The sequence below is a fragment of the Streptosporangium sp. NPDC023963 genome (assembly GCF_040639135.1).
In the GTDB taxonomy this organism is placed as follows: domain Bacteria; phylum Actinomycetota; class Actinomycetes; order Streptosporangiales; family Streptosporangiaceae; genus Streptosporangium.
On sequence record NZ_JBEZZK010000023.1, the window covers coordinates 22,846 to 35,773 of the forward strand.

The 12,928-nt window shown below is 69.9% G+C and carries 6 protein-coding genes; 4 read left to right on the plus strand and 2 right to left on the minus strand.

Annotated features, from left to right (window positions below; all coding sequences use genetic code 11):
• Position 1: 1 nt before the first annotated feature.
• Complete coding sequence (locus AB0F88_RS40600) at positions 2–2,122, minus strand: glycogen debranching N-terminal domain-containing protein (RefSeq protein WP_362696773.1); 2,121 nt, start codon at positions 2,120–2,122, stop codon at positions 2–4.
• A 335-nt stretch (positions 2,123–2,457) separates the two neighbouring features.
• On the opposite strand from AB0F88_RS40600, the gene AB0F88_RS40605 reads away from it, so the two are divergent.
• Entirely contained in the window at positions 2,458–4,326 is a 1,869-nt protein-coding gene (locus tag AB0F88_RS40605; protein ID WP_362696942.1) for an NAD(P)/FAD-dependent oxidoreductase, read from the plus strand.
• A gap of 400 nt (positions 4,327–4,726) precedes the next feature.
• On the opposite strand, the gene glgP is transcribed toward AB0F88_RS40605, so the two are convergent.
• The gene (gene glgP, locus AB0F88_RS40610; RefSeq protein ID WP_362696775.1) at positions 4,727–7,309 is read right to left on the minus strand and encodes an alpha-glucan family phosphorylase; all 2,583 of its coding nucleotides are present in this window, start codon (positions 7,307–7,309) and stop codon (positions 4,727–4,729) included.
• 352 nt (positions 7,310–7,661) lie between these two features.
• On the opposite strand from glgP, the gene AB0F88_RS40615 reads away from it, so the two are divergent.
• The 3 genes from AB0F88_RS40615 to AB0F88_RS40625 are packed head-to-tail and all read left to right on the plus strand — an operon-like array spanning position 7,662 to position 12,870.
• Entirely contained in the window at positions 7,662–9,803 is a 2,142-nt protein-coding gene (locus AB0F88_RS40615) for an alpha-1,4-glucan--maltose-1-phosphate maltosyltransferase (protein ID WP_362696777.1), read from the plus strand.
• Between the two features lie 45 nt (positions 9,804–9,848).
• The gene (gene treS / locus AB0F88_RS40620) at positions 9,849–11,552 is read left to right on the plus strand and encodes a maltose alpha-D-glucosyltransferase (RefSeq protein WP_362696779.1); all 1,704 of its coding nucleotides are present in this window, start codon (positions 9,849–9,851) and stop codon (positions 11,550–11,552) included.
• A gap of 4 nt (positions 11,553–11,556) precedes the next feature.
• Positions 11,557–12,870: a phosphotransferase gene (locus AB0F88_RS40625; RefSeq protein WP_362696781.1), complete on the plus strand. Its 1,314-nt coding sequence runs from the start codon at positions 11,557–11,559 to the stop codon at positions 12,868–12,870.
• Positions 12,871–12,928: the final 58 nt, after the last annotated feature.

A 12,928-nucleotide genomic window follows, 5' to 3' on the forward strand; every position in this document is an offset into this window, starting at 1 on the left:
ATCAATTGACCTGCCGCAGGGCCGCGGTGAGCGGGCTGCGCGGCTCGTTGATCAAGGTGATCCCCTTGGGCAGCCCGGTGACGGTGGCACCGTCCTGGCCGACCTCGATCGTGACCCGGGAGCCGGCGAGCGGCAGCCCCTGGATCCGCAGGCCCTCCAGCCCGACGGGATCCAGCCACACCCGCCCGTACGGGATCCACGGCTCGAAGCGCAGCAGGCTCCTGACCAGCTGGATGGGGCTCGCCGCGGCCCACGCCTGCGGGGAGCAGGAGGTGGGGTAGGGCACCGGCCAGTTGAACTCGGTCCGGTCGAACCCGCAGAACAGCTCGGGCAGCCGCCAGCCGAAGACCTCGGCCGCGTCCAGCAGGCCGAAGGCGATCCGCTGGGCCTCGCCCGTGAAGCCGTAGCGCGTCAGCCCGGCCGCGATCAGGGCGTTGTCGTGCGGCCAGACCGAGCCGTTGTGATAGCTCATCGGGTTGTAGGCGCCCATGGTGCTGGCGAGGGTCCGCACCCCGTACCCGGTGAACATCTCCGGCGAGAGCAGCCGCTCGGCGACGCGCGGGGCCCGGTCCTCGTCGACGATGCCGGTCCACAGGCAGTGGCCCATGTTGGAGGCGAGGCTGTCGATGGCGCGCCCGGCGCCGTCGAGGCCGATGGCGTAGTAGCCCCGGTCCGGCAGCCAGAAGCGCTCGTTGAAGGCGTCCCTGATGCGTTCCGCGCGGGCCTTCCACTGCTCCTCCAGGACGCTGTCGCCCGCCTCGTGGGCGAAGTGGGCGCGGGCGATGTAGGCGGCGTAGACGTAGCCCTGGACCTCGGCCAGGGCGATGGGCGGGCTGGCGATGGTGCCGTCGGCGAAGTTGACGCCGTCGAAGGAGTCCTTCCAGCCCTGGTTGATCAACCCGTGGTCGGTCTTGCGCCGGTAGGACAGGAACGGGTCCGCGGACCTGCGGATCCAGTCGAGGGCGGCGTCGACGTGCGGCATGAGCCCCTCGACGGCCTCCCCGTACATGCCCCACCTGCGCAGCTCGCCCATGACCATCACGAACAGCGGGGTCGAGTCCACCGAGCCGTAGTAGGCGCGGCCCGCGTGCGGCGAGGCGCCGGTCTGCGTGCCGAAACGGAGCTCGTGCAGGATCTTGCCCGGCTCCTCCTCGGTCAGCGGGTCGTCGACGGTGCCCTGCAACCCGGCCAGACGCCTCAGGGTGCCCAGTGCCAGGCACTGGTCCATCTGGAGTGCCATCCACGAGGTCAGCAGCGAGTCCCGGCCGAACAGGGTCATGAACCACGGCGCGCCCGCGGCGATCGTCGGCGCCTCGTCCGGCTTGCCGGCCTCGAAGAGCCGCAGCGCGCCGAGATCCTCTTTTGAGCGCTCCAGGACCTGGGCCAGGACGCGGTCGGAGGTGACGATGATCGGGCTGAGGCGCTCCCAGTCGGCGCGGCGCCTGGCGGGCTCCGCGTGCTCCAGCGGGTGGTGGGTGGGGAACCACGCGGGCGACTCCTCCCCCTCCAGGATCGGGTTCACCTGCAGGCTGGCGCTCCACTCGCCGCGCGCGGGCACGACGACGCGGAAGATGAGCATGCCGGGCACGGCGAACGGCGCGGGCTCGGCCACCACCCTGGTGCCGCGCGAGCGGCAGGCCGAGACGATCAGCAGTCCCGTCCTGTCGGCCGTCATCTCCACGTCGGTCACGTGCCGGATCCGGCCGGCCTTCACCTCGAACAGGTCGGCCACGTCGGAGGCGACGTGGATGTCGATCACGCACCCGGCGGGCTCGCCGCCCAGGTTGCGCAGGGTCAGGTCCTCGCGCAGGCCGCCCCCGACGTAGCGGTCCCTGATCACGAGCAGGCTGCTCTCGGCCCGCCCCGGGCGGGGGGCCGCCTTGCTGAGGAACGTCGCGTGGTACGGCTCGGCCGGGAGCACCCTGAGGTCCTCCACGGGCATCTCGTCCACCCTCAGCTCCCAGCGCGACAGGATCCGGGTGTCGGCGTGGTAAACACCCTGCGCACCGCCGGGGAGGATGTCGCCGTTGCGGGCGCACACGCAGAAGGAGCCGCCCTCGACCAGCGTGACCGTGGTGTCCCCCAGCGCGCCCGGCTGGCCCTCGAACGTCCAAGCGTCCACTGTTCTCTCCCGGGTGTACGAGGTGTCGGCTATGTAGCCATTCCCGCCACAAACAAGAAAGAACTATGTAAAAGAAGTATATTGTCGCACTTTGTCGTATAAGAGAGATTTTGTCCGAGTCGATTCGGCGAACGCCCCCGAGGCCGCCCATCGGCGGGACCGCCCACCCCTCCCAGGCGGGGCCGCACTCCCCGTACGACAAAAGCCGCGAAAGACGGATCCCGCGCGACCGGTTGGAGTCACAACCACAAAGACCCTGGCATACCTGAACTTGAACCGATAGTAGTCATTCAATTACTTACCGTGACTACGAAAGGGAGGATGTCGTGCCAGGGATGAACCGGCGGGGATTCGCCAGGTTGGCCGGGCTGGGCGCCGTGGGAGCGATGGGCTCGGCCGTCGAACCGGCGGTCGCGGCGGCGGTCTCGCTCACGGACCCGGCCCCCGCGCGCACCGGGCGGGAGCCGCGCGACGCCAGGCGCTGGGACACCTGCACCCGGGTGGCGCGGGACCTGCTGCTCGTCGGCGAGGACGGCTCGGACCTCAAACTCGAATACCTCAAGGTGCTGATCGACAACGGCCTGCCCAGGACCCGCTCCCCCAAGAGGATCCTCGTCGTCGGCGCCGGGATCGCCGGGCTGGTGACCGCGACGCTGCTGAAGCGGGCCGGGCACCGGGTCACCGTCATCGAGGCCAACGGCAACCGGATCGGCGGCAGGATCAAGACCTTTCAGACCGGCTTCGCCGACCGGCGGCAGTACGCCGAGGCGGGGGCGATGCGCATCCCCGACTTCCACCCGCTCACGCTGGCCCTGATCGACAAGCTCGGCATCTCCCGGCGCCTGTTCTACAACGTCGACGTGCGGCCGGGCGACGCGGCGACCGGCCCCGTCCCGCCCGTCGTCTACACCCCGCGCCGCGGCCCGGCCTGGCGCTCCGGCCCCTCCCGGGGGGAGTTCACCGCGCCGGAGCGGGCGAACCACACCCTGATCCGGGTCAACGGCATCACCCGGCGCCGCGACGAGTACGCCGCGAACCCGCGCGAGATCAACGCCTCGTTCGGCCTGCGGGACACGAGGACCGCGGGAAAGATCCTGGACGACGCGCTCGACCCGGTCAGGGACTACTTCTCCGTCGTCCGCGGCGCGGCGCGGGTCGACAAGCCGCTGCCGCAGCTGATCGAGGGCTGGGCCCGCGTCCTGTACGACTTCGACGACTACTCCATGAACCGCTTCCTGCGCGAGCACGCCCGGCTGAGCGACGCGGCGATCGACGCCATCGGCACCCTGGAGAACCTGACCTCCCGGCTGCCGCTGTCGTTCATGCACACCTTCCTGACCCGGAGCCTGGTCAATCCGTCGGCGACCTACTGGGAGATGGAGGGGGGCAGCCGGGAGCTGCCGTACCGGCTGGCGCCGGGGCTGCGCGGCGACATCCGGATGGACCGGCGGGCCGTGCGGATCCGGCACACCACGCGGGGCGTCCGCGTCGAGACGGTCACCGAGACGGGCAGCACCGAGTCCGACTTCAGGCCGCAGGGCAGGGGCGAGACGTTCGAGGGAGACCTCGCGATCATCACGATCCCGTTCTCCGCGCTGCGCCACGTGGAGATCACCCCGGCCCTGCCGTACCCGAAGCGGCGCGCGGTGATCGAGCTGCACTACGACTCCGCGACCAAGGTCCTGCTGGAGTTCCGCAGGCGCTGGTGGGAGTTCGACGAGCGTGACTGGAAGCGCGAGCTCGGCCCCCGCTACCGCCCGGGGCCCGCCGCCCAGGTGACGGGCGGCGGATCGGTCACCGACAACGCCAACCGGTTCGTCTACTTCCCCTCCCACCCGGTGCGCGGCAGCGAGGGCGGCGTCGTGCTGGCCAGCTACGCGTGGGCCGACGACGCCACCCGCTGGGACTCCATGGACGACGACGAGCGCTACGGCTACGCCCTGCGGGGGCTGCAGGAGGTGCACGGGGAGCGCATCTCCGAGTTCTACACCGGCCGCGGCATGACCCAGAGCTGGATGCGCAACCGCTACGCCTTCGGCGAGGCCGCCGTCTTCACGCCGGGCCAGATGACCGAGATCCACCCCGCCATCGCCGCCCCCGTGGGACGGCTGCACTTCGCGGGCGAGCACACCTCGCTGAAGCACTCCTGGATCGAGGGCGCCCTGGAGTCGGCGGTCCGCGTCGCCCTGGAGGCCAACGCCTGACCCCTCGCCCCTCGCCCCTTCGCCACGCGGGGTCTCTCCGCGTGGCCCGCGGCACCGACCTCCGCGGGCCACGCGCCACCGGGGCGCCGCACGATCGGGCGCGCTCCGGGGTCACGGCGCCGGGATGCTCTCTCGGGCGCCAGGGATCGAGTGCTCAACCCTACCCACCGCACCACGCAACGTGTCGGCACGCGGACACTTCCGGACCCATCGGTGCCGCGACGTGGTATGCGAGCGTCGTAGGCCGACGTCGTACGTGAACGTTTCACGCGAGGACCGTGCGCGGGGCCCCGTACGGCCCGCTCACCCCTCGGGAACGCGAGGACCCCCGTGCCCCTCCCGGTTCTCCGGGAGGGGCACGGGGGCCTCGCCGTCCGGCGCGCGCCGGACGGTCACCCGGTCAGCGCAGGGTGCCGTTGGTCATGCCGACGGGCTCCTCGGGCACCGTGACCAGGCCGAGCTCCGAGGTCGAGGCCACCAGCGGGTGGTCGGGAACGACCCGGACGGTGTAGCCGAAGGGCCCGGTGCGGTCGAGGGGGATGGTCCCGGCGAAGACGGCCCTGCCGTCGTCGCCCTCGGACTCGACGGTCAGATCGGCGTAGGAGGGGGCCGCCAGGTCGTCGTGGTCGCCGACCCGGCCGTAGGCAGCCTGGACCCGGATGTCCCCGGGCTCCAGCTCGCCGAGGGCGATGGTGGCCTTCAGCTCCACGGACGTGCCGAGCTCCGGGGTGCTGTCGCCCAGGCCGGAGGCCTCCACGTGCTCGACCCGCACGCCCGGCCAGGCCCTGCCGACCTTGAGCTTCCACGCCGCGAAGCTCCTGGCCTGCTCGTACCCCTCGCCGGAGAGGGCGCGGGCGGACTTGGCGGCCGGGGCGTAGAGGTCGACCACGTAGTCGCGGAGCATCCGCCCGGCGAGCACCTTGGGGCCGAGCGAGGCCAGGGTGTGCCTGACCATCTCCAGCCAGCGCCGGGGCAGCCCGTCGGCCCGGTCGTAGAACCGGTCGGCCACCTCGTGCTCGATCAGGTCGTACAGGGCGGCCGCCTCGAGCTCGTCGCGGCGGTCGGGGTCGGCGACGCCGTCGGCGGTGGGGATGGCCCAGCCGTTGGTGCCGTCGTACCACTCGTCCCACCAGCCGTCCCGGATGGACAGGTTGAGCCCGCCGTTGAGCGCGGCCTTCATCCCGGACGTGCCGCACGCCTCCAGCGGGCGCAGCGGGTTGTTCATCCACACGTCGCAGCCCTGGACGAGCAGCTGGCCCAGGGCCATGTCGTAGTCGGGAAGGAAGACGATGCGGTGCCGCACGTCCTCGGAGTCGGCGAACTTCACGATCTGCTGGATGAGCTTCTTGCCGCCCTCGTCGGCCGGGTGGGCCTTGCCCGCGATCACGATCTGCACCGGCCTGGCGGGGTCGAGCAGCAGCGCGCGGAGCCGGTCGGGGTCGGACAGCATCAGGGTGAGCCGCTTGTACGACGGCACCCGGCGGGCGAAGCCGATGGTGAGCACCTCGGGGTCGAGGGCGTCGTCGATCCAGCCGAGCTCGGCCTGCGAGGCGCCCCGGTTGATCCACGACTGGCGGAGCCGCGCGCGGGCCGCGACGACCAGCTTCTCGCGCAGCCGGCCCCTGATGCCCCAGACGTCTCCGTCGGAGATCTTGCCGATGCTCTCCCAGCCCTGGGCGCGGTCGACCAGGGTGGGCAGCTCCCGGCCGGCCAGCTCCATGATCTCCCGGCCGACCCAGGTGGGGGCGTGCACGCCGTTGGTGATGAACCCGATCGGGACCTCTTCGGTGTCGAAGCCCGGCCACAGGCCCTGGAACATCTCCCGGCTCACGGCGCCGTGCAGCTCCGAGACGCCGTTGACCCGCTGGGCCAGCCGCATGCCCATCGCGGCCATGTTGAACTTGCCCGGCTCCTCCTCGGCGCCCAGCGCGAGGATGCGGTCGACGGGGACCGTGGGCCAGGCGTTCTCGCCGCCGAACTGGCGGCCGATCATCTCCGCGGGGAAGCGGTCGATCCCGGCGGGCACGGGGGTGTGCGTGGTGAAGACGGTCCCGGCCCGCACCGCCTCCAGGGCCTCGTCGAAGGAGAGCCTGGCCTCGGTGAGCTCGCGGATGCGCTCCAGGCCGAGGAAGCCGGCGTGGCCCTCGTTGGTGTGGAACACCTCGGGCTCGGCGTGCCCGGTGACCCGGCAGTAGGCGCGGATGGCGCGGACGCCGCCGACGCCGAGCAGCAGCTCCTGGAGCAGCCGGTGGTCGCCGCCGCCGCCGTACAGGCGGTCGGTGACGTCGCGGGCGGCGGTGTCGTTCTCGGCCACGTCGGAGTCGAGCAGCAGCAGCGGCACCCTGCCGACCTGGAGCACCCAGACCTGGGCGTGCAGCGTGCGGTGCTCGGGAAGGCTGATCTTGATGCGTACCGGGGTGCCGTCCTCCTCCCGCAGGAGGGTGAGCGGCAGGCCGCCGGGGTCGAGGGAGGGGTAGTGCTCCAGCTGCCAGCCCTCGGGCGAGAGGGACTGGGTGAAGTAGCCGTGCCGGTACAGCAGGCCGACGGCCAGGATGGGCACGCCGAGGTCGCTCGCGGCCTTGAGGTGGTCGCCGGCGAGGATGCCGAGCCCGCCCGAGTACTGCGGCAGGGCGGCGGCGATGCCGTACTCGGGAGAGAAGTAGGCGATGGCCTTGGGCGCGTCGGACATGGTCTGGTACCACCGGGGGGCGGTCATGTACTCGCGGAGGTCGTCGGCGGCGTCGGCCAGTCGCCTCAGGAAGCGGCGGTCGGCGGCCAGCTCGCGGAGCCGGTCGGCCTGCACGGCGCCCAGCAGGGCGACGGGGTCGTACCCGACACGCCCCCAGATGGCCGGATCGACCTCGCCGAACAGATCCAATGTCTCCGGGTGCCACGACCAGCGCAAATTGAGGACGAGCTCGCCGAGGGAGGCCAGCTCCGGCGGCAGGACGGTGCGGACGGTAAACCTGCGGATTGCTCTCACGGTGCCAGACCCTAGTTACTCAGCGCCACGAGGGCGACCCCAACACTCACGCGTCTCCCTCTCACCGCTATCAATCCCCCCCAAACACATCAAAGGCAGGTGATCGACTGTTAGGAGAACTCGCGGAAGAGTAAGAGGTGCCGCACTCTATCCAGCGGGACGCATGAAGCTGGACTATTGGGGCACCGGACATACGAGCCAGAACGTGCTGCCCTCGGGAACCGGCCGTCCCATCAGGGCATGCTTCCGCTTGCCCCGAGACCGGCCGCCCGGGGATGCTTGAAAAAACGAAGATCCTTCCTTGCCGGCTTCCCCGGCGGTACCGGGCGTGCCGCCGCTACCTTGAGACGCGATGATCGGACGAATCCCAATCCAGGACATCCACCCCACGGTCGACTGCGGGCGCCGCCCCGCCAAGGCCGCCGCGGGTGAGACCTTCGAGATCTCCGCGACCGTGTTCCGGGAGGGACACGACGCGGTCGCGGCCGGGGCCGTGCTCACCGGTCCCGGCGGCGTGCGCGGTCCCCTGCTGCCCATGCGCGAGCTCGCCCCCGGCACCGACCGGTGGGGCGTGGAGGTGACGCTGCCCACCGAGGGCGAGTGGCGTTTCCGGGTGGAGGCGTGGAGTGATCCCATGGCCACCTGGTTGCACGACGCGGGCATCAAGATCCCACGTGACCTGGACGCCGACCTGATGTGCGAGGAGGGTGCCCGCCTCTTCGACCGCGCGGCGAGGGCGGTGCGGGCCGCCGAGTGCGGGCCGGCGGCCGTCCCCGCCACCGGCGTCGGCGGCACGGCCGCGACCGGCAGGCCGGTGGGCGGCAAGACCCCGGCGGCGAGGACGGCCAGGGGCGCCAAGGTGACGCAGCCGCACGTCTGCGGGCACCGGGCCGCGCTCCAGGCCGTCGCGGCGAGGCTGCGCGACACCGAGATCGACCCGCGCGCCCGGTTCTCCGTGGCCCAGATGCCGGAGACGGCGGCGATGCTGCGCGCCCACCCGCTGCGCGACCTGGTGACGAGATCGGCCCCGCGCACGGTCCTGGTGCACCGCCGCAGGGCGCTGTTCGGGTCGTGGTACGAGTTCTTCCCGCGCTCCGAGGGCGCGATCATCGAGCAGGGCGTCGCCCCCAAGTCCGGGACCTTCCAGACCGCCGCCAAGCGGCTGCCGGCCGTGGCGAAGATGGGCTTCGACGTCGTCTACCTGCCGCCGATCCACCCGATCGGGCACAGCTTCCGCAAGGGGCGCAACAACACCCTGACGCCCGAGCCCTACGACCCCGGCTCGCCCTGGGCGATCGGCTCCGAGGAGGGCGGCCACGACGCCATCCACCCCGATCTGGGCACGTTCGAGGACTTCGACGCCTTCGTGGCCAAGACCCGCGAGCTGGGCATGGAGGTCGCCATCGACCTCGCCCTGCAGTGCGCGCCCGACCACCCGTGGGTCAAGGACCACCCGGAGTGGTTCAACATCCGCGCCGACGGCTCGATCGCGTACGCGGAGAACCCGCCGAAGAAGTACCAGGACATCTACCCGCTGAACTTCGACAGGGACCCCAAGGGGATCTACGAGGAGATCAGGCGGGTCGTGCGGCTCTGGATGGACCACGGGGTGCGGATCTTCCGGGTGGACAACCCGCACACCAAGCCGGTGGCCTTCTGGGAGAAGCTGCTGGCCGACGTCCACACCACCGACCCTGACGTATTGTTCCTGGCGGAGGCCTTCACCCGCCCCGCGATGATGCGGACGCTGGCCAAGGTCGGTTTCCACCAGTCGTACACGTACTACACGTGGAAGAACTCGCGCTCGGACGTCGAGGACTACCTGAGCGAGCTCTCCCACGAGACGTCGCACTACATGCGGCCCAACGTGTTCGTCAATACTCCGGACATCCTCCATGAATACCTTCAACACGGGGGAGTCCCGGCATTTTATATCAGAGCAGTACTCGCAGCCACGGCGATGCCGACGTGGGGCGTATACGCCGGATATGAACTTGCGGAGAATGTACCGGTTAGACCGGGCAGCGAAGAATACCTTGATAGCGAGAAATATCAGTACAAACCCCGCGATTGGGTAGAGGCCGAACGAGAAGGCCGTAGCCTCGCCCCGTTCATCACACAACTCAATTTGTTCCGAAGAGCACACCCGGCGCTCCAGGAACTGCGTAATCTACGGTTTCACAGCGTCAACAACCCGGATGTGATCTGCTTCTCCAAGCGGTTGCCCGGCGCCTACGACACGGCCACACGACGGCACGGCCTGGGCGACGTTGTCCTCGTCGTCGTGAACCTGGATCCGCACAACACCCACGAGGCGACGGTGTCGCTGGACATGCCCGCCCTCGGTCTCGACTGGCAAGCCGAGTTCGTCGTGGACGACGAACTGTCGGGCGAGTCGTATCGCTGGCGGCAGGACAACTACGTGCGTCTCGATCCCCACATCCACCCAGCGCACGTCTTCACTCTGCGTGCCGCGGCGGCGAACCAGCGGTGAGCCGGCCGGGTACGCCTATACCGGCAGAACAGCGGGGAGTCACTGGTGAGTCAGCTACCTGAGCCAATTCCGAACACCTTCGACGAGGAAAAGCCGCGCGACCCGTACTGGTTCAAGCGCGCTGTCTTCTACGAGGTTCTCATCCGGGGCTTCGCCGATTCCAACGGCGACGGCACCGGAGACATCCGCGGTCTCATCCAGAGGCTGGACTATCTCCAGTGGCTCGGTGTCGACTGCCTCTGGTTGCTTCCGCTGTACGAGTCGCCGCTGCGCGACGGCGGGTACGACATCGCCGACTTCATGAAGATCCTTCCTGATTTCGGCGATCTCGGAGACTTCGTGAAGCTGGTCGACGAGGCGCACAAGCGCGGCATGCGGGTCATCGCCGACCTGGTGATGAACCACACCAGCGACCAGCACCCGTGGTTCCAGGCCTCCCGCCACGACCCCGAGGGGCCGTTCGGCGACTTCTACGTCTGGAACGACAACGACGAGCTCTACAAGGACGCCCGGATCATCTTCATCGACACCGAGACGTCCAACTGGTCCCACGACCCGGTCCGGGGCCAGTACTACTGGCACCGCTTCTTCTCCCACCAGCCGGACCTCAACTACGAGAACCCGGACGTGCAGGACGCGATGCTGGAGGTGCTGCGCTTCTGGCTGGACCTGGGCATCGACGGCTTCCGCATGGACGCCATCCCTTACCTCTTCGAGCAGGACGGCACCAACTGCGAGAACCTGCCCCGCACGCACGAGTACCTGAAGCGGGTCAGGGCGGAGATCGACAGGCTCTACCCCGACCGGGTGCTGCTCGCCGAGGCCAACCAGTGGCCCGCCGACGTGGTCGAGTACTTCGGCGACTCCGCCACCGGGGGCGACGAGTGCCACATGGCGTTCCACTTCCCGCTGATGCCGCGCATCTTCATGGCGGTCAGGCGGGAGTCGCGCTACCCCATCTCCGAGATCATGGCCCAGACGCCGAAGATCCCGGAGAACTGCCAGTGGGGCATCTTCCTGCGCAACCACGACGAGCTCACGCTCGAGATGGTCACGGACGACGAGCGCGACTACATGTACTCGGAGTACGCCAAGGACCCCCGGATGCGCGCCAACGTCGGCATCCGGCGGCGGCTCGCCCCGCTGCTGGAGAACGATCGCAACCAGATTGAGCTGTTCACGGCGTTGCTGCTCTCCCTTCCGGGATCTCCCGTGCTGTACTACGGCGATGAGATCGGGATGGGGGACAACATCTGGCTGGGCGACCGCGACGGTGTCCGTACCCCCATGCAGTGGAGCCCCGACCGCAACGCGGGATTCTCCGACTGCGACCCGGGCCGCCTGTACCTCCCGGTCATCATGGACCCGATCTACGGCTACCAGGCGCTCAACGTCGAGGCGCAGCAGCGCAGCGCGGGCTCGCTGCTGCACTGGACCAAGCGGATGATCGAGATCCGCAAGCGGCACCCGGTCTTCGGCCTGGGTGAGTTCACCGAGCTGAACTCGTCCAACCCCAGCGTCCTCGCCTTCGTGCGCGAGCTCGGCGACGACCGGATGCTGTGCGTCAACAACCTGTCCCGGTTCCCGCAGCCGGTGGAGCTCGACCTCCGCCGCTTCGAGGGATCGGTTCCGGTGGAGACGATGGGCGGGGTTCCCTTCCCAGCGATTGGCGAGCTTCCGTATCTTTTGACTCTTCCTGGGCATGGGTTCTACTGGTTCACCCTGCCACCCGCATCCCAGGAGGCGTAAAGCCGTGTTGACGGAGCTCCTTACCGGTTGGATCACCCAGCAACGATGGTTCGCCGGTAAGGGGCGCCCGATCGACGATCTCGTCGTCGACTCGGACGTGGAGCTGTCACCACGCCTGCGCCACCTGATCATCTCCGTTCACCAGTCCGGGGCGCGCGACCGCTACCAGTTGCTGCTCGGCAGCGAGGCGCCGGAGTGGGCCCGTTTCAAGCCGGCCCACATCGGCGGCGGCTACTACGACGCCGCCTACGACGCCGACCTCACCGCCGCCCTGCTGGAGGGCATGGCCGAAGGTCGTGACCTGGGCACCCTCCGCTTCCGCCACCTCGACGGGGTGGAGATCGACACCTCCAAGCGGAGCCTGGTCCTCGGCGCCGAGCAGTCCAACACCTCGCTGGTGTACGGCGACACCTACATCTGCAAGCTGTTCCGCCGCCTGACCGCCGGGGTGAACCCCGAACTGGAGATCGTCACCGCGCTGGCCCGCCGCGACGGCACGCACATCGCCCGGCCGTACGGCTGGATCGAGACCGACCTCGACGGCGAGACCACCACGCTGGCGATGACCCAGGAGTTCCTGTCGAACGCCAACGACGGCTGGGCCCTCGCCCTGGCCAGCGTCCGCGACCTGTACGGCTCCCTCGAGCCGTCGGCCTCCGACGCGGGCGGCGACTTCAGCTCCGAGGCCTACCGCCTCGGCGTCACCACCGCCACGGTCCACCATGAGATGGCCGCCGCCTTCCCGACCGACGTGATCGAGTCGCAGGAGGTCAAGCGGATGGTCGAGGAGTTCCGCCGCCGCCTGGGCGTCGCGGTGGACGAGGTGCCCGCTCTCGGCGAGCACGCCCACGTCGCCGAGGAGGCCTACCAGCGGGTCTCCGACGTGGCCAGGGAGATGCCCGTCCAGCGCGTCCACGGCGACTACCACCTCGGCCAGGTGATGCGCACCACCAACGACTGGATCATCCTCGACTTCGAGGGCGAGCCGGGCCAGCCCATCGCCGAGCGCCGCGCCCTGTCCTCCCCGCTGCGGGACGTGGCCGGGATGCTCCGCTCCTTCGACTACGCCGCCCGCCACCTGCTGGCCGACCACTCCAACGCCGACGAGCTCCGCCCCCGCGCGGTGGAGTGGGCCGAGCTCAACCGCTCCTCCTTCCTGGCGGGCTACTCCGCCGGAGGCGGCCACCTCCGCGCCGAGGACGCCGTCCTGCTGCGCGCCCTGGAACTCGACAAGGCCGCGTACGAGGTGGTGTACGAGTCCCGCAACCGGCCGACCTGGCTGCACATCCCGATGTCGGCCTTCCAGCTGGGCCGCTGACGGTCCGCGAGATCGTGCGGCGCCTCCGGCCGCCGGCCGCGTCAGGCGGCCGATCCGC

Coding starts and splice junctions, on each gene's coding strand:
- AB0F88_RS40615 (WP_362696777.1), top strand. CDS start 7,662: ATGATCGGACGAATCCCAATCCAGGACATCCACCCCACGGTCGACTGC.
- AB0F88_RS40605 (WP_362696942.1), top strand. CDS start 2,458: ATGAACCGGCGGGGATTCGCCAGGTTGGCCGGGCTGGGCGCCGTGGGA.